Source organism: Corynebacterium sp., assembly GCF_052107835.1.
In the GTDB taxonomy this organism is placed as follows: Bacteria; Actinomycetota; Actinomycetes; order Mycobacteriales; family Mycobacteriaceae; genus Corynebacterium.
In genome coordinates, this window is sequence record NZ_JBQEDF010000065.1 from 1 (window position 1) to 17,251 (window position 17,251).

The following is a 17,251-nucleotide window of genomic DNA, read 5'->3' on the forward strand; positions in this document are numbered from 1 at the left end:
CTCGACGCCTCGCAGGACGCCGCGAAGTCCTGGGGCGCCAAGACCGTCGCCGAGCGTGCCGAGATCGTGAACAAGGTCGCTGACCTGTTCATCGAGCGCCAGAAGGAACTCGGCGCGATCATCACCCGCGAGATGGGCAAGCCCGACAGTGAAGCCGTGGGCGAGGCGGAGTTCAGCGGCGAGATCTTCCGCTACTACGCCGACAACGCCGAGAAGCTCACCGCCGACCTCGTCCTGGAGGACACAGAGGAGTCCCGCACCGTCGTGCAGCGCCGTCCGGTCGGTGTGCTGCTCGGCATCATGCCGTGGAACTACCCCTACTACCAGGTCGCCCGCTTCGTGGCGCCGAACCTGATGCTGGGGAACACGGTCCTGCTCAAGCACGCGGAGTCCGTGCCGGAGTCCGCACTGGCCATTGCCTCACTGTTGGCGGACGCCGGGGTTCCCGAGGGTGTGTACCAGAACCTTTTCGCCACCCACGACCAGGTGAGCACCATCATCGAGGATCCGCGGGTGCAGGGTGTGTCCCTGACGGGTTCCGAGCGTGCCGGCGCTGCCGTCGCCGCCCAGGCCGGTGCGGCGCTGAAGAAGGCCGTGCTCGAGCTCGGCGGTTCCGACCCTTACGTGATCCTGTCGTCCGCCGACGCGCGTGCGGCGGCACGGGATGCACTGGCCATCCGGCTGGAGAACACCGGGCAGGCCTGCGACTCGAACAAGCGCATCATCGTCCACGAGGACCTCTACGACGAGTTCGTCAACGAGGCCGTGGTGCAGGTCGGTGACCTGACCGCCGCCGATCCGGCGGACATCCAGGACATCACCGCGGAGAAGGCCTTCGGCCCGATGTCCTCGGAGGCCGCCGCGGACAAGATCGTGTCGCAGATCGGCAAAGCCGTCGACGCCGGTGCCACGCTGCACGTCGGCGGCGAGCGACTTAGCGCGGAGGCCGGCAGTGACCTGGCCGGCGGGTTCTTCGTCTCCCCTGCGGTGCTCACCGATGTCCCGGTCGGCTCCGAGATCTACTACGAGGAGTTCTTCGGCCCGGTGGTACAGGTGTACAAGGTGTCCTCGGACGAGGAGGCACTGGCACTGGCGAATGACACCCAGTACGGACTGGGTTCCACGGTGTTCGCCGTGGAGGAGGGTCGCGCCGAGGCTTTCGCCGCAGGCATGGAGGCCGGGATGACCGGTGTGAACCAGTCCACCCCGGACACCGAGTCGATGCCTTTCGGCGGCGTGAAGCGCTCCGGCTACGGCCGCGAGCTGGGCCCGCTGGGCATGGACGAGTTCGTGAACAAGCGGCTGCTGTCGGTGAAGAAGTAGGAGTTTCCTCCTTCGGCCTAGAGCCTCCGCCGTGACACGAAACTGAAGCGGTCACCGCGGAACACCGACCGCGTCCACTCCACCGGCCGCTCTCCTGCATCGAAAGCCGTCCGATGGATCACCAGCAGCGGGATCCCGGGATGACGCCCCAGCAGGCGCGCCTCCTCCGGGTCGGTCGACACCATGGTCTCCACCACGTCCTCCACGGACACGATGTCGATGCCGTGGGATTCCCGGAGCACCTCATAGAGGGTGTCCCCCTCAGTCAGCTCGTCTGTCAGCCCGGCCAGGTCACCGGGAAGGTGCACGGTCTCGTGCGCCAACGGTTCACCGTCAACAGTGCGCAACACGTCAAGCCGGCTGACCGGGGAACCGTCCGGAAGTCCGAGCTTCTCATTGACCACCCCGTGGGACGGTTCGCACCGGAAGTCCAGGATGATGCGTCCCGCCGTCATCCCCTCCGCCACCGCGTTCGCCGAGAACGACGCATGCGGCAACTGCATCATCCTCGGGTTCTCGACGAACGTCCCCCTGCCCTGGACCCGGTTCAGTCGACCCTCCGCCACCAGTTCGGAAATGGCCTGGCGCACCGTGGTCCGGGACGTCCCCAGAGTGCTGGCGAGTTCCCGCTCGGTGGGAATCACGGCGCCTGTCGGCAGATCCTCGATAACGTCGAGAATCTCCCGTTTCACCAGGTAGTACTTGGGGATAGTGATGGCCGCCTCCAGCGTGTGAATGTCCCGGGAGGGACGGTCCCACGGTACCGGAACTGGTGTAGACCAACCAGGATTCCCCACCGAAACCTCTTGCGCAAAGGATTGGTCTAGTCCAATATTGGCACCACGGTCAAGACAGTCGCCGTCCCCGGCGCGGCCGTCACCCCATGACACGAGGAGCCTCCCGTGAGCACGTCCACAACATCCCCAGGTCAACAACCCGGAGCAACGAAGAAGCGCAAGGGTCTTCGCATCCCGGGTTTCGCCCAACTCCAGCGGCTCGGCAAGAGCCTCATGCTGCCCATCGCCCTGCTTCCGGCCGCCGGCATCCTGCTGCGCATCGGGCAGGACGACATGCTCGGCGGTTTCGACGTCCCGGTCATCGGACCGTTCTTCGACGCCATGAGCGCCGCCGGCGACTCCCTGTTCAACAACCTCGGCATCCTGTTCGCCGTCGGTGTCGCCATCGGCTTCGCGAAGAAGGCCGACGGTTCCACCGCGCTCGCCGCCGTTGCCGGTTACCTGGTGATGACGTCCGTGTTCGAGACGATGTCCCCCGTTGTCCTCGAGGGGATGACCGACGTGGACGGCGAGCAGGTGATGATCGACTACAGCGTGTTCGGAGGAATCATCGTTGGCCTGATCACCGCATGGCTGTTCACCAGGTACCACAACATCGAGCTGCCCACGTACCTCGGCTTCTTCGGCGGGCGCCGCTTCGTCCCCATCGTCGTCTCCCTGGCGACCCTCTTCATCGGTTTCGGGATGGCCTACCTGTATCCGGCGTTCAACAGTGGGCTGACCAGCGTCGGCGAGTTCATCACGAGTTCCGGTGCGATCGGTGCCTTCGTCTACGGCTTCGCCAACCGCATGCTCATCCCGCTTGGCCTGCACCACATCATCAACACCTTCATCTGGTTCATCCACGGCGACTACCAGGGCTCGGACGGTCTGGTCACCGGTGAGCTGACCCGCTTCGCCGCCGGGGACCCCACCGCCGGCGCCCTCACGTCCGGCTTCTACCCGATCCTGATGTTCGGCCTGCCCGCAGCTGCCCTGGCGATGATCCATGTCGCCAAGCCGAAACAGAAGAAGGTCGCCGCAGGCGTCTTCGGTGCCGCCGGTCTGACAGCCTTCATCACCGGCATCACCGAACCCCTCGAGTTCGCCTTCATGTTCCTGGCGTTCCCCCTGTATGTCCTGCACGCCGTACTCACGGGTCTGTCACTGGCCATCGCCAATGTGCTGGACATCCACCTCGGCTTCTCCTTCTCCGCGGGACTGGTGGACCTGCTGCTCTACGGGACGGCACCAGCGGCGCAGAACATCCCGCTGCTCGTCGGTCTCGGTCTGGCATTCGCTGCGCTGTACTACGTGCTCTTCCGCTTCGTCATCACCAAATGGAACCTCCGCACGCCGGGGCGCCTGCCGGATGACGAGTTCGAGGAGACTCAGGATGCGCTGACGGGCGACGCGGCCATCGACAGCGTCAACACCGACCGCGCCGAACAACTCATCCACGCATTCGGGGGACGCAGCAACCTCGTCGGGGTGGATGCCTGCATCACCCGGCTGCGCATGGAGGTCGCCGACAAGAACTCCGTCGACCACAACCGGCTCAAGGCCCTCGGCGCGTCCGGCGTCATGGAGGTCGGCAACAACGTGCAGGCGGTCTTCGGTACCCAATCCGACGTCCTGAAGGACGAGATCAATGCCGTGATCGACAACCCCTCGTTCCTCAACGACTCCACCGTCGGGCCGGACACGGACTTCTCACCCGTCGTCGGCAACGGCGCACGGGGCTATCGTCCGATCAACCGCACCATCTCAGCAACCGAGGCACTGTCGTCAGACTCTGCAGGGGATCAGACACCGCACGCCACCCTGATCAGCTCACCCATCCCCGGCACCGCTGTCCCGTTGGCGGATGTCCCGGACAAGGCCTTCGCCTCCAGCCAGGTCGGACCCGGTTACGCCATCCAGCCCCCGTCGGCCACGGTCACGGCGGTGGCCCCGGTCAGCGGCAAACTCATGCAGCTGATGCCGCACGCCTACGCGATCCTGACCCCGGACAGGACGGCCGTGCTGGTCCACCTCGGCATCGACACCGTCCACCTCAAGGGCGAGGGGTTCACCCTTCTCGCAGCGAAGGGCGCGCAGGTCGAACAGGGCCAGCCGATCATCACCTACGATGTGCCGGCCGTCGCGGCGACGGACACCCCCACTGTCGTTCCCGTGGTGATAATGGATGCCAAGGACGCCCACATCGCCGCACTCACCGCACCGGACGCCGCGGTGACCGAAACCCAGCCGTTCTTCACGGTCGAGCGCTAGAGGAGATTCAGGACCACCCATGGAAATCATCATCCTCCCCGACGCCGCGCAGGCCGGGGAACTCGTCGGCGGAACCATCGCCGACCTGCTCGGACGCAAACCGGGCGCCGTCCTCGGCCTGGCGACAGGATCCTCGCCGCTGCCGATCTACGACGACCTGGCCCGCCGCTACGACGCCGGGGAGATCTCCTTCGCGCAGGCACGCGCCTTCACCCTGGACGAGTACGTCGGTCTGCCTGCCGAGCACCCGGAGCGCTACGCCAACGTCATCCGCGACAGCTTCACCTCCCGGGTGGACTTCGCCGACGGCGCGGTCCGGGGGCCGGACGGACTGGCGTCCGACATCCCCACCGCCTGCGCATCCTACGAGGCCGGCATCGCCGCCGCCGGTGGAGTCGACCTGCAGATCCTGGGCATCGGGACGGACGGTCACATCGGCTTCAACGAACCCGGCTCCTCCCTGGCATCACGCACCCGCATCAAGACCCTGACCCGGCAGACGCGCGTCGACAACGCCAGGTTCTTCGGTGATGACCTCGACGCCGTCCCCACCCAGTGCCTGACCCAGGGACTGGGCACCATCATGGAGGCCCGCCACATTGTCCTGACCGCGACCGGAAAGAACAAGGCCGAGGCCGTGCACCAGCTCGCCGAGGGGGCGGTCAGCGCCCTGTGGCCGGCCACGATCCTGCAGCACCACCCACACGTCAGCGTGCTGATCGACGAGGCCGCCGCGTGCCGTCTGCAGCTGGCCGACTACTACCGGCAGACCTACGCGGCCAAGCCCACATGGCAGGGGCTGTGAGCATGCTCGTCACCGTGGACACCCTGGTCACCGGTGACTCGGTCCTGCGACCCGGTTGGCTCGAGGTTGCGGGCGGAACGGTCCGGGACCTCGGTCCCGGTGCCCCGCCGCGTCCCCTCACCGAGGGCGACAAGGCACTCAGCGGGGTCACGGTCGTGCCCGGCTTCGTTGACCAGCACGTCCACGGCGGAGGCGGTGGCGCGTTCCCCGATGCCACCCGGGACAGCACCGGGACCGCGGTCTCCGCCCACGCCCACCACGGGACGACAACGATCATGGCCTCACTGGTCTCCGCGCACCCGGGGGAACTGCTGCGTGAGGTGTCCGTCCTCGCCGACCAGGCTCAGGACGGACTGGTCGCGGGTATCCATCTGGAGGGGCCGTGGATGTCGGCGCTGAAGTGCGGAGCCCACGACCCTTCTGCCCTGCGGCGTCCGGACGGCTCCGAGATCGCCCGACTGCTGGACGCCGGGAACGGGGCCATCCGGATGGTCACCATCGCCCCGGAGATCGACGGTGCCACCGACGCAATCCGGCAGTTCGTGGATGCCGGCGTGGTGGTTGCTGTCGGGCACACCGATGCGACGTACTCCCAGACACTCGCCGCCATTCACGCCGGAGCGCGGGTGGGCACGCACCTGTTCAATGCGATGCGTCCGATCCACCACCGCGAACCGGGGCCGGTCACCGCACTGGTGGAGGACCCCCGGGTCGTGGTCGAGATGATCGGGGATGGTGTGCACCTGCACGAGGCGGTGTACCGCAATGTCTGCGAACGGGTCGGGACCGACCGGGTCGCCCTGGTCACCGATGCGATGGCCGCCGCCGGGATGTCCGACGGGAACTACAGTCTGGGCAGCCTCGCGGTGGACGTGGTGGACGGCATCGCCCATGTTGCCGGCTCCGACACCATCGCGGGTAGTACAGCGACGATGGACCAGCTGTTCCGCTTCGCATTGGCGAACAATGTCGCTGCAGGGACCGGTCCGGACTCCGGCACCGGCGCTGACGCCGCGCTGCTGCAGGCGGTCCGCCAGACCTCCGTGACCCCGGCGCGCACCATGGGCTTCGGGACCGTCGGACTTCACGCGGGCGGACGGGCCGATCTGGTTGTCCTCGATTCCTCGGCGGAGGTCACAGGGGTTCTCCGTGCGGGCGAGTGGGTGCGGTCCCCTACGTGATCATTGCGAGGTCAACCGCATCTGCCATGGCCTGGTACCCGGCCGGATTGGGGTGCAGCCGGTCGGGGCTCGAGTAGTCCGCCCGGAGAACTGCAGGATCCCCGGGGTCACGCAGCGCAGCATCGAAGTCGATGAAGCCGTCTGCGATGTCCTGGCTCCGTATCCAGTCGTTGATCTCCGTGCGGATCCGGTTACTCTCCGGCGCCAGCAGGGTGCCGTCCACCAGGGCGTCCGACGCGGGAGCGATGGTCCCGAGCCAGATCTTCTTCCCACTGTCCCGGGCCTGCTGAACGAGGTTCCTGAACCCGTCAATCATCTTCTCCGTGGTCACGAACGGGTTCAGTCCGAGGTCATTGATGCCGATGAGGACGATCGCGCCGTAAACCCCGGGGAGGTCCAGTGCGTCCCGCTTGAACCGGTCCACTCCCGCGGCCCCCAGGAACAGAGGCTCGCCGCTGACCAGGAGCTGGTTGCTGCCGATACCCGCGTTCACCACCGACGTCCGGGCTCCGGCCGCGTCGATTCGGCGCTGGAGCGCGTCCGGGTAGCGGTGGTCCGTGTCGTTCACGCTCGATTGGGCGGGAATGGGGATCCTGCTGGACCCGACGAACCCGTCGGTGATTGAGTCACCGAACGCCACGACCGCTCCCGCGTCCGACGGGGCCTCGACGTCGAGACCGGTCACGTAGTTCCACGCACCGGTGTTGATCGTGTACCCGTCACCTGACGCCTGCGAGGTTCTGTCACCGGACCCCGGCGGGGACAGGTACGACGTCGCGTTGGCGTTCCAATGCTGGGTCGGAGGTCCTGCGACTCCATCAACGTGCGCGCTGACCAGGAGTGGTTCGAACGAGGTGAACTCCAGGCCGGCCCCGTCACTCACGACCTCCTCGCCGGGTTGTAGCGTCACGGCCCCGGCACCATTGAAGGTGAGCGGGACGATGTCATTCGCGGTCGCCCCCGAGACCTGCTTGCCCACCGTGGCATGTCCGAACGTGACAGGCGAGACCCCGTACCTGTTCGACAGCGTGACCCTGGCCTTCGACCCACCCATGTGCGGGGTGACGGTCATTCGGGAACTCTGGTCCCTGACCACCGTCGGCGTCGGCCCGAAGTTCGCGTCGACCGGCGTCACGGAATCCGTTGGACTCGTGGCCCACGAGGCAACGTAGTGCTGCTCACCAGGTTCTTCAGGTTTTGCCACCCCCGCGTGCGCCACCGATGACAGCGCCACGGTGAACACCAGGCTCACACATACGGTGAAAGCTGCGATCGCCTTCGTGCGCCACCGGAGCAGACTGTGCATCAACGACATCCGTCAACCTCATCTCGTTCACTGGCGGCCACAGGAGACGTTGGCCGCATCGCCGAACTGTGATTCAGGATACACAGTTGGCCATAGTGTGATGTGGGACATCATGAAATGATTCCCTCGGACGAGGTTCACGAAGAGTTACTCCATGGTGTCCAGGATCGCCGTCAACTGCTCAAACGTGGTCTGCGGGTTGACGATGGCGAACCGGGCATTGGGTCGGCCAGCATGGGAACTGGGGACGATGAATGCCTGCTGTTCCGTGAGCAGCCGATCGGACCAACGGTCGTAGTCGGCGCGCTCCCATCCGTCCCGCTCGAAGACCACAACGGACAGCTGTGGATCTCTGAGCAGAGTGAATCCCGTGCGCGACCGAATCTCGGTGGCAATCTGCTGCGCCAGCTCAATCGAATAACTGATGGCCTCCCTGTACGCACCAGCACCGTAGGTCGCAAGCGAGAACCACAGTGGGAGACCTCGGGGCCGGCGCGTCAGCTGTGCCGCATAGTCCGAGGGGCTCCACTCGCTGGCTTCAGTGAGGGTGTCGAGGTACTCGGCATGCTGAGTATGTGCGCGGCGACCGGTTTCAGGGTCACGGTAGATCAGTGCGCAGGCGTCATAAGGGGCGAAGAGCCACTTGTGGGGATCCACAATCACAGAGTCAGCCAACTCGACCCCCGCGAAACGATGCCGAGCCAATGGCGACAGCATGGCAGACAGGCCATACGCACCATCAATGTGGAGCCAGAAGTCGAAGTCCTTCTTGAGTTCAGCGATGCGCCCGACATCGTCGATCACCCCGAAATTGGTGGATCCCGTGGTGGCGACGACGGCTATCACACGATCTCCGTTCTCCTCCAGCGCCTCACGTACAGCGGGCGCACGCAGTACGCCATCGTTGTCCGTGGCAACCCCGATCACGTCGATATCCATGACCACCGCGGCCGAGGCGATGGACGAGTGCGCCTCGGCGCTGCAGATGACCACCCACCGACCGCGTTCCGGATCCCGGGAACCAACCTCGCTTCTGGCGGTCTCTCGTGCTGCGACCAGCGCGGAGAGATTACCGATGGTCCCTCCCTGAACAAACACCCCGCCGCAACTGGCGGGCATGCCGAATTCGCGGCCCAACCACCGGAGAACCTCATTCTCCGCGTGGACCACCCCTGCCCCTTCCAGCCAGGATCCGCCGTACAGTGCACTGGCGGACACCACCAGGTCGAATGCGATGGCCGCCTTGGACGGGGCACTGGGGATGAATGACAGGAACTGGGGATGGTCCGTCGTGATGCATGCCGGGGCAAGTATGTGCTCGAAGACTCCGATGGCGCGGCGGGCCCCCATTCCGGCCTCATTGATGGTGGTCCCCGCAAGTCGTTTCAGTTCAGCCTCGGCCGCGGGGTGGTCCAGTGGCGTGTCCACCGCGAGTATTCTCCGCCGGGAGTAGTCGAGTACCTGGTCAACGATGTTCTGCGTCTCGTCAGATACACGATGCATTCTGTCGTGATCGGGGGTTTCCATCTGTAATCATCCGTTCATTGGGAGATGACGTTGTTTAGCGGGCTCGTTGTGCAAGTTGGTCTGCGGTGCCTGGCAGTTCATTGTCGGCAGCTCCTCCAAGCAGACTGAGATGACCGTCAGTAAGGGATCGCGCGCGGTCGGCGTCAGGTTCCAACAGCGCATCGACGAGGCGAAGGTGCTCATTGTGCATCTTGTCCCCGTCCTGGAGGTTCCAGTTGATCCGGTCGATCAACAACATCGAACCGATCATGAGATCGCGTTCGGCGAGAATCAGTTCCCGGTTATCGGTGAGGCCCACAATCGCGACGTGGAGCTCCACGTGCGCCATTGCGGTCGCACTTGGACTGTCCAGCACCGATGTGTCGGCGTACTTCCCGAAGGCCATCCTCAATCGACTTCTGGCAGCCTCGGAAGCTCGGGGGCAGTTGTCGGCGGCGAATCCCTCGAGGAGCCCGCGTGCCTCAAGGATCTCGGCAACTTCGGCGGGCGAGTACGAGCGAACACGTGCACTCTTGTACGGCTCCTGGACGAGATAGCGTTCGGACACGAGAAGTCCGATCGCTTCCCTCGTCGCCGCACGTGAGGCCTGGAATCGCGCGATCATCCACTTCTCGGTGACCGGCGACCCCAGAGAAAGTTCTCCCTCCAGAATGAGTTGCCTGACTTTGTCAGCGACCAGCCTCGGAGTTGGCGGCCCCTCCGCGACACTTGGCCTTCCCCGGGGTTTCTGTCCGACAACCACACGTGACCGGCCAGTCTTGCTGGCTGTGTCCTTCTCCGATCCCGGCGTCACTGTTACCTCTCTGCAAATTGTCAGACAATATGTCGCTCTTCCTATTGCAAGGGTACACCGTGTCGTGTTCACTGATTTTTACCGATTGTCAGACAATTCGACTTGTTCGGCAACGCCGCCCACCACTCGAGGAGGACACCACATTGTCCGACTATTCCGGCGCCGCAGGCGCACACGACAACGGCAAGCTGTGGGGAGGCCGGTTCTCCGACGGGCCAAACCCCGCGCTTGAACGAATTTCCCGTTCCCCCCAGCGCTACTTCGACCTAACCCCGGAAGACATTGCAGGGTCCATCGCCCATCTCGGTGAACTGCGCCGCTGCGGTGTCGTCACCGATGATGAGCGCGCGAAACTGACTACCGCTCTCCAGGAGATCGGGGCAGAACACGCACAGGGACAGATAGCCCCCTCCAACTCCGACGAGGATGTCCACGGCTACCTTGAACGCCTACTGATCGAAAAGGTCGGCCCGGTCGGAGGAAAGATCCGCGCCGGACGCTCACGCAATGACCAGACATCCAACGACCTTCGCCTCTGGCTTCGACGCCGGACCAGGGAGATTGCCGCACAGGTCACGGATCTCATTGACACGCTGATTGCGCGGTCCGAGGATGCCGGGGCTGCCGTCGTCCCCGGGTTCACCCACCTCCAACCGGCGCAACCGGTGCTCTTCGGCCACCAGCTGCTCGCCCACGCCCAGGTTCTGGCCCGTGACCTTCGCCGACTGGGTGCCGCGCACGAGGCCGTTTCTCTTTCGCCGCTGGGTGCGGCAGCCCTGGCCGGCAGTACCTTCCATGCCGATCAACGGGAAATGGCCAGGGAGCTCGGCTACCGCGACGTCGTCGGCAACTCCGTCGACGCGGTCGGCAGTCGCGACCATGTCATCGACTTCCTCTACGCGGGCGCAGCTATTGGAACGAGCCTCTCACGACTCTCGGAGGAACTGATCCTCTGGGGTTCACAGCAGTTCGGCTGGATCCGGCTGAGCGATGCCTTCTCCACTGGGTCGTCGATCATGCCCCAGAAGAAGAACCCCGACATCCCCGAACTCACCCGCGGTAAGGCGGGCCGGCTCCAGTCGAACCTCATGGGCATGTTCACGGTCATGAAATCTGCCCCCTTCGCCTACAACCGGGACTTCTTCGAGGACAAGCACTTCGTATTCGACACATCCGATGTTCTCGACGAGGTCCTGCCTGCAATCACCGGGTTCGTGCGGACCATGCAGCTTGACCCGGAGCGAATGGAACAGCAGGCGGCCCAGGGATTCACCCTCGCCACGGAGCTGGCGGACTGGCTCGCCGAACAGGGAATTCCCTTCAGCGAGGCACACGACATCACCGGACGTGCCGTCACGGAGTGCGAACAGCGGGGAATCGGGATCGAGGACCTCGAACTCAGCGATCTCGCCGCAATCGACCCGCGCATCACCGGCGCCGTCCTCGCGCGGCTCTCCCTGCCCTCCGCTCTGGCACGCAGGTCAGGTCCCAACGGAACTGCACCGGAGAGACAGGATGAGCAGCGATCGCGGCTCAGGGCAGAGGTCGATACGGCCAATGCAACATTCCGAACAGAGGAACACATCCAATGACCGTGACAGAACAACCCGCATACAGGATCGTCAAACTCAAGCACATCGGCCGGTACATCGCCGGCATCGCCACCATCGCCGTCCTTGCCTGGGTCGTCCTCGCATTCGTTCAGGCGTCCATCGACTGGGCAACCGTTCGTGAGTATTTCGCTGCAAAGACCATCCTCACCGGATTCGCCATAACGGTATTCCTCACCGTGGTCTCGATGGCCATCGGGATCGTCCTGGGCGTGCTCATCGCCGTCATGCGCCTGTCGACGAATCCGGTGGTATCGGGGATCTCCTGGCTCTACGTCTGGTTCTTCCGCGGCACCCCGGTCTATCTTCAGCTGCTGCTGTGGTTCAACATCGCACTGATCTTCCCCATCATCGGTATCCCGGGACTCGTGGAGAGCCGGACCGTTGACCTGGTCACGCCGACAGTCGCGGCAATCCTGGGCCTCGGACTCAACCAGGCCGCCTACACCTCGGAGGTCGTCCGGGCAGGAATCCTGTCGGTGGACGAAGGCCAGACAGAAGCGGCCAAAGCCCTGGGTATCAAAGGGTCGAAGACCATGCGGACCATTGTCCTTCCCCAGGCCATGCGCGTGATCCTCCCTCCCATCGGGAATGAGGTCATCGGCATGCTCAAGACCACGTCCCTGGCTTCCGCGATCGGTGCGTCCGAGATCCTCAACGAGGCCCAGCACATCTACCTCGTCAACAATCTCATCATGGAGCTGCTGATCGTCACCGCGATCTGGTACCTGATCGCCGTCTCCATCCTCTCGATCGGCCAGTTCTACATCGAGCGGTACTTCGCACGGGGAAGCACGACCGCCGAGCTTCCACCGACACCGATCCAGAAGATCACCAAGATCTTCGGAACCCTCAGGAGGAAAATGTGAACACGACAACGTCACTCGTGAAGCTCCAGGACATCCACAAATCATTCGGGTTGCGCGAGGTTCTCAAAGGAATCGACCTGGACATTGAGAAGGGCGAGGTCGTCTGCATACTCGGCCCCTCCGGTTCGGGAAAATCCACCCTGCTTCGTGCCGTCAACTTCATCGAACCCCCGACCTCCGGTTTCGTCCACGTGGGAGACCAGGTCATCGGGTACCGCAAGGACACGAAGGACGAGGCCCTGCTGCATGAACTCAAGGAGGATCAGATCTCCGTCCAACGCGCGACCATGGGAATGGTCTTCCAGCGGTTCAACCTCTTCGAACACATGACGGTGATGAAGAACATCACCCACGCACAGACCCTCGTCAAGGGGACAAAGCTCCAGGACGCGCAGAAGACTGCACAGGATCTGCTGGATCAGGTCGGACTCGGTGATCGCGGCGACGCCTATCCGCGACAGTTGTCCGGCGGCCAGCAGCAACGTGTCGCCATTGCCCGCGCTCTCGCCATGTCACCCGAACTCATGTTGTTCGATGAACCGACATCCGCCCTCGACCCTGAGCTGGTCGATGACGTTCTCAACGTCATGAAGGGGCTCGCCGACGCCGGCCTCACCATGCTGGTGGTCACCCACGAGATCGGTTTCGCGCGTGAGGTCGGCGACCGCGTGGTGTTCATGGATGACGGCAAGATCATCGAACAGGGGCCTCCGTCCGAGGTCATTGACAATCCCCAGCATGAACGTACCCGCGCGTTCCTGTCCCGCGTCCTGTAGGAGGAGACAATCATGAGGACGAAACCGGAGCGGAAACCACTGGCAGTGCTTGCCACGTGCACGGTCACCGCATTGTCACTTGCCGGCTGCGTAATTCAACCGGACTACGGGACCGAGGACGGAGAGGTTCGCACCATCGAGGATGATGTCCTCACCGTCGGGCTGTCACCGGACTTCCCACCACTGGAGTACCTGGAGAACGGCGAGCTGATCGGTTCCGACGTTGACCTCATCACCGAGGCAGCGGACCGGATGGACCTCCGGGTCGACTTCGAGCACTCGAAGTTCGACCAGCTGATCAACTCCGTGAGAACCGACCGCGTGGACATCGTCATCTCTGGCATGTCCGACACGGTCGAACGACAGAAGACCCTGGAGTTCGTCGACTACTACACCACACAGGCACGCTTCTACACCACACCTGACCAGTCCGGCCAGTTCACCACACCGGAGGACGTGTGTGGCAATTCCGTCGCAGTGAGCACGAAGACCGACTACTACCCGGAGTTGCAGACGTTCAACACTGATGTGTGCACCGACAACGGCAATCCAGCTCTGAAGATCGTGGGTACCGACTCCGGGGCAGCGGCTCGCCTGCAGCTGGATCAGGGGCGCGCTCAACTGGCTGTACAGGGAGGTGAAAACCTCGCATACTTCGAACAGGAGGAGCCAGGCAAGTATCAGATCGTCCTGGATCAACTGATGGACCAGCCTTTTGCTGCTGCCGTCAACAAGGGAAACATGGCGCTGGCCGAGGCAGTGCGTGATGCCTTCCAGGAGATGTACGACGACGGGACCACCGAAGCAATTCTCGACGAGTGGGACCTGACGGACGGACTGAGAGAGCCCGTGGTAAATGAGGTGACTGAATGAGGTACAACGTGGACGACAAGATAGACAGCACCATTTCTACCGGCCGAGGTGCACGTGTCATCCTGGCCTTCGACTTCGACGGGCCCACCGGCGATTCCATGGTCAGCGGAAAGATCTGGAGCCGACCCGGCTACTTCACGCTCGGGGCCTACGGACCGCACCGGGCTGTCCCGAGGATCCTCGACGTGCTCCGTTCGCATGGCGTCAGCGCCACTTTCTTCACCCCCGCCTGGGTTCTCCGCACCTGGCCGGATCTCTGCCGCCGCATCCTCGAGGAAGGCCACGAGATGGCCGGTCACGGGGACAAGCACGAGATGTTCTACGGTCGTACCAACGAAGACCAGGCGGACATACTGCGCCGGAGCCAGAAGGCCTTCCGGGACGTACTCGGACAACATGCCCTCGGCTTCCGCGCACCCTCGGGCGACCTGGCGCCGGAGACCCCACAGCTCCTTGCCGACCATGGGTACACCTACTCCAGTTCGATGCGCAGCGGCGACCTGCCGTACCTCCGCACTGATGCCCCGCTGTACGAGATACCAGCGAAGTCACTGTTCGACGACTACTCGGTCTTCGCCTACCACCGCGACCCGAACTTCCCCCGCGGGCTTGACCGGATTGCACCGTACACTCAGGCATTCGCAAGTTGGAGGGACGAAATTGACGCCGCTGCGAAGGAAGGCCTCACCGTGTCAACCATCTGGCACCCCAAGGTGATCGGTACGCCCGGACGGGCCGTCCTCATGGACGAGTTCATCGGAAATCTCACAGACCGCAACGATGTCCGCATTATGCGTGCCGATGAGGTCATCGCCGAACATGAAGGATCCACAGCAGGAGGTGTGCAATGATCTGGCCCGAAACAGCGTCCTTTGCGGTCACAGTGTCCGTCGACGTCGACGGAGATCTTCCACTGTTGGCGGAGGACAGTGAGAACATTGACCGCCACAAGTCCCGGTCGTCGGGCCTCTACGGGCCCGAGCATGGCGCTCCCCGTCTGCTCCGCATGCTCAACGAGATCGGGATGAAGGCGCACTGGTTTTTCCCGGGGGCAATCGGTGAGAGATACCCGGAACTTGTCACTGCCGTTCACGGCGCTGGTCACGGAATCGGCGTCCACGGGCACCATCACCTCAACTTCGACCGCATTTCACTGGAGCAGCAGATCGAAGAGATGACGGTGGCCCGGTCGACGCTCGAGTCGATCACCGGAGCAACCGCTGAAGGGTTCCGGACTCCAGGAGGGGAATGGGCGAGCGGTTTCCCCGAGGCCATGGGGGACGCCGGTTTCCTCTGGTCCTCATCACTACCGTCGGATGAACTTCCCTTCCACCTGACGGGCAGTGGCCTGATTGAGATTCCCTTCCGGTACGAACTGGAGGACCAGCAGTATCTCGGATACAACCTGGACCCCCCCTTTCCCCCGGGCCAGTCACGGATCACCCCGCTTGAGTTCGTCGAAGCGAACTGGTGGCACGAGGTCCGCGGTGCCGAACGATACGGAACCCTTGTTCACCTCCGCCTGAATTCTGAGGTCATGGGCTTCCCCGGAAGGGCAAGGATGCTGCGCTCCTTCCTCACAGGTGTGAAGGCCATGGGCAGCGCTTGGTTCGCGTCCCTCGACGAGCTTTACCAGCTTCAGACGACCCAGGGCGACGATCCCGCTCATCCCTATGCACTGTTCACCGAGCTGGCACCGGTGGAGAATCGATGACGGTACTCGCCCGTCAGCTCGGCGGATGGGTCAGCACACTGCAACTCGGTGACGTACCGTCCGATCTGACCGACAAGGCCCGGGACCACCTGCTCGACACCCTTGGGGCAGGCATCGTGGGGGACGGCAGAGAGCCGACGCGAATTGCCGCCGAGGTTTTCGCTGTTCCCGGCACAGTCCCCCTCCTTGTCGATGGGAGTCCCCGAGAACCGTCGTCTGCGGCTCGCGTGAACGCGGTAGCCGTGCACTCAGCGGAAATCGACGACACCGAGGGGTGTGATCACTCAGGAGCGGTGGTCGTTCCTGCATTGATGTCGGCATCCCACGACTGTGATGCCAGCGGCTATGACCTCCTCACCGCAATGATCGCCGGTTACGAGGTCGGTCGGCGGGTGCAGAGTGCCCTCGGTGGCTACGACGCGCACAACTCCGCCGGCTGGCATTCAACAGCAACATGCGGGGTCTTTGCTGCGTCAGCCGCTTCCGCACGGATGTTGGGACTGGATTCGATCCAAACGACCTCTGCCCTGGCAATCGCGGCAAGCTCGAGCGCGGGAACGTGGGCTTTCTCGGGCGATGGATCGATGACCAAGCAACTCCATGTGGGCAACGCGGCTGGCGCGGGGTACCAGTCGGCTGTCCTGGCGAAAGCTGGCGCAACCGGCCCTTCCGGGATCTTCGATGATGTCTGGGGCGGGTACTTCCGCACCCACGGCACCCCGGAATCCCAACCGCACAAACTAGTCGACTCCCTGGGGACGCGGTGGGAGTTCTCCCACTCCGCTATCAAGATGTACGCGGCCTGCCGGAGCGCCCATCCTGCGATCGACGGTGTGCTGGATCTGTTGCGACGTGGTGATGTGGAGCCCTCCTCGATCACGGGAATCAGGATCGAAGTATCGGCGTTTCTGCGGCCGATGATCTGCCCCGAGTCCCCGAGGACCGTAGAATCAGCGCGAATGAGCCTGCCGATTTCCCTCGCCCTCCTGCTTCTGGGAAACACGCTGGGACCCGACTCGTTCGAACGTTTCGCCTCCTCTGAGGTGGCGCGGGTGCTTGAGCTCATCACCGTGGTCGAGTCAGACAACATGCCGACCCCACAAACGATCCGGGTCGTGGTCCGCTTGGGCGAACAGGAACACGTAGTCACCCGGAGTACCGCCCGCGGCGGTGAAACCGATCCCTTCACCTCGGAGGAGATTACGGAGAAGTTCCGGCGACTTACCGGGCCACACATCGGTACGGATCGGGCCCAGTCCGTCATCGAATTCGTTGACAGCCTGGGCCCCGGACCCATGGAGCCGTTGCCCAGGTTGTGGTCGAACAACTGAGTCAATGCATTCCCGCGGGTAAGTGGACGTCTCAATAGGCCGGAGGCTCACTTCATCTCGAATCCACGCTTGTCCAGGCGCACTCTCGGCCCG

15 protein-coding genes are annotated in these 17,251 nt (G+C 63.8%); 11 read left to right on the top strand and 4 right to left on the bottom strand.

The window, feature by feature from the left end; all coding sequences use genetic code 11:
* The coding region (locus tag ACTIL2_RS13425; RefSeq protein WP_442337977.1) for an aldehyde dehydrogenase family protein at window positions 1-1,323 on the top strand (1,323 nt) is incomplete at its 5' end.
* Between the two features lie 17 nt (window positions 1,324-1,340).
* Here ACTIL2_RS13425 and ACTIL2_RS13430 read toward each other — a convergent pair.
* Window positions 1,341-2,015, bottom strand: coding sequence for a GntR family transcriptional regulator (locus tag ACTIL2_RS13430; RefSeq protein WP_442337978.1), 675 nt, complete (start codon window positions 2,013-2,015; stop codon window positions 1,341-1,343).
* A gap of 210 nt (window positions 2,016-2,225) precedes the next feature.
* Between ACTIL2_RS13430 and ACTIL2_RS13435 the strand changes: the two genes are divergently transcribed.
* Genes ACTIL2_RS13435 through nagA form a run of 3 tightly spaced genes read left to right on the top strand, consistent with a single transcriptional unit; the run spans window position 2,226 to window position 6,359 of the window.
* Window positions 2,226-4,373 carry a PTS transporter subunit EIIC gene (locus ACTIL2_RS13435; RefSeq protein ID WP_442337979.1) on the top strand — a complete coding sequence of 716 codons (2,148 nt, stop codon included), beginning with the start codon at window positions 2,226-2,228 and terminating at the stop codon, window positions 4,371-4,373.
* Between the two features lie 19 nt (window positions 4,374-4,392).
* A complete protein-coding gene (gene nagB / locus ACTIL2_RS13440; RefSeq protein WP_442337980.1) occupies window positions 4,393-5,178 on the top strand; it encodes a glucosamine-6-phosphate deaminase in 786 nt (261 codons plus the stop codon).
* A 2-nt stretch (window positions 5,179-5,180) separates the two neighbouring features.
* Window positions 5,181-6,359 (top strand): N-acetylglucosamine-6-phosphate deacetylase, encoded by a 1,179-nt coding sequence (gene nagA, locus ACTIL2_RS13445; protein WP_442337981.1) that lies wholly within the window; start codon window positions 5,181-5,183, stop codon window positions 6,357-6,359.
* On the opposite strand, the gene ACTIL2_RS13450 is transcribed toward nagA, so the two are convergent.
* From ACTIL2_RS13450 to ACTIL2_RS13460, 3 genes are all read right to left on the bottom strand, one after another.
* Window positions 6,352-7,431 carry a GDSL-type esterase/lipase family protein gene (locus tag ACTIL2_RS13450; RefSeq protein ID WP_442337982.1) on the bottom strand — a complete coding sequence of 360 codons (1,080 nt, stop codon included), beginning with the start codon at window positions 7,429-7,431 and terminating at the stop codon, window positions 6,352-6,354. The two genes, nagA and ACTIL2_RS13450, sit on opposite strands and share 8 nt — an antisense overlap.
* 381 nt (window positions 7,432-7,812) lie before the next feature.
* On the bottom strand, window positions 7,813-9,192 hold the full coding sequence (locus ACTIL2_RS13455) for a pyridoxal phosphate-dependent decarboxylase family protein (RefSeq protein ID WP_442337983.1): 1,380 nt from the start codon (window positions 9,190-9,192) through the stop codon (window positions 7,813-7,815).
* A gap of 34 nt (window positions 9,193-9,226) precedes the next feature.
* Entirely contained in the window at window positions 9,227-9,985 is a 759-nt protein-coding gene (locus ACTIL2_RS13460; protein ID WP_442337984.1) for a GntR family transcriptional regulator, read from the bottom strand.
* Window positions 9,986-10,128: 143 nt separating this feature from the next.
* On the opposite strand from ACTIL2_RS13460, the gene argH reads away from it, so the two are divergent.
* Genes argH through ACTIL2_RS13495 form a run of 7 tightly spaced genes read left to right on the top strand, consistent with a single transcriptional unit; the run spans window position 10,129 to window position 17,158 of the window.
* Window positions 10,129-11,577 (top strand): argininosuccinate lyase, encoded by a 1,449-nt coding sequence (gene argH / locus ACTIL2_RS13465; protein ID WP_442337985.1) that lies wholly within the window; start codon window positions 10,129-10,131, stop codon window positions 11,575-11,577.
* Window positions 11,574-12,464 carry an amino acid ABC transporter permease gene (locus ACTIL2_RS13470; RefSeq protein ID WP_442337986.1) on the top strand — a complete coding sequence of 297 codons (891 nt, stop codon included), beginning with the start codon at window positions 11,574-11,576 and terminating at the stop codon, window positions 12,462-12,464. Before argH ends, ACTIL2_RS13470 begins: the two co-directional genes overlap by 4 nt.
* Complete coding sequence (locus ACTIL2_RS13475; protein ID WP_442337987.1) at window positions 12,461-13,240, top strand: amino acid ABC transporter ATP-binding protein; 780 nt, start codon at window positions 12,461-12,463, stop codon at window positions 13,238-13,240. Before ACTIL2_RS13470 ends, ACTIL2_RS13475 begins: the two co-directional genes overlap by 4 nt.
* A 12-nt stretch (window positions 13,241-13,252) precedes the next feature.
* Window positions 13,253-14,113: an ABC transporter substrate-binding protein gene (locus ACTIL2_RS13480; protein ID WP_442337988.1), complete on the top strand. Its 861-nt coding sequence runs from the start codon at window positions 13,253-13,255 to the stop codon at window positions 14,111-14,113.
* Window positions 14,110-14,964: a polysaccharide deacetylase family protein gene (locus tag ACTIL2_RS13485; protein ID WP_442337989.1), complete on the top strand. Its 855-nt coding sequence runs from the start codon at window positions 14,110-14,112 to the stop codon at window positions 14,962-14,964. Before ACTIL2_RS13480 ends, ACTIL2_RS13485 begins: the two co-directional genes overlap by 4 nt.
* Window positions 14,961-15,827 carry a polysaccharide deacetylase family protein gene (locus tag ACTIL2_RS13490; RefSeq protein WP_442337990.1) on the top strand — a complete coding sequence of 289 codons (867 nt, stop codon included), beginning with the start codon at window positions 14,961-14,963 and terminating at the stop codon, window positions 15,825-15,827. Before ACTIL2_RS13485 ends, ACTIL2_RS13490 begins: the two co-directional genes overlap by 4 nt.
* On the top strand, window positions 15,824-17,158 hold the full coding sequence (locus tag ACTIL2_RS13495; protein WP_442337991.1) for an MmgE/PrpD family protein: 1,335 nt from the start codon (window positions 15,824-15,826) through the stop codon (window positions 17,156-17,158). Before ACTIL2_RS13490 ends, ACTIL2_RS13495 begins: the two co-directional genes overlap by 4 nt.
* Window positions 17,159-17,251 lie beyond the last annotated feature (93 nt).

Coding starts and splice junctions, on each gene's coding strand:
- ACTIL2_RS13470 (WP_442337986.1), top strand. CDS start 11,574: ATGACCGTGACAGAACAACCCGCATACAGGATCGTCAAACTCAAGCAC.
- ACTIL2_RS13455 (WP_442337983.1), bottom strand. CDS start 9,192: ATGGAAACCCCCGATCACGACAGAATGCATCGTGTATCTGACGAGACG.
- ACTIL2_RS13485 (WP_442337989.1), top strand. CDS start 14,110: ATGAGGTACAACGTGGACGACAAGATAGACAGCACCATTTCTACCGGC.
- ACTIL2_RS13480 (WP_442337988.1), top strand. CDS start 13,253: ATGAGGACGAAACCGGAGCGGAAACCACTGGCAGTGCTTGCCACGTGC.
- ACTIL2_RS13490 (WP_442337990.1), top strand. CDS start 14,961: ATGATCTGGCCCGAAACAGCGTCCTTTGCGGTCACAGTGTCCGTCGAC.
- ACTIL2_RS13495 (WP_442337991.1), top strand. CDS start 15,824: ATGACGGTACTCGCCCGTCAGCTCGGCGGATGGGTCAGCACACTGCAA.
- nagB (WP_442337980.1), top strand. CDS start 4,393: ATGGAAATCATCATCCTCCCCGACGCCGCGCAGGCCGGGGAACTCGTC.
- nagA (WP_442337981.1), top strand. CDS start 5,181: ATGCTCGTCACCGTGGACACCCTGGTCACCGGTGACTCGGTCCTGCGA.
- ACTIL2_RS13450 (WP_442337982.1), bottom strand. CDS start 7,431: ATGACCGTCACCCCGCACATGGGTGGGTCGAAGGCCAGGGTCACGCTG.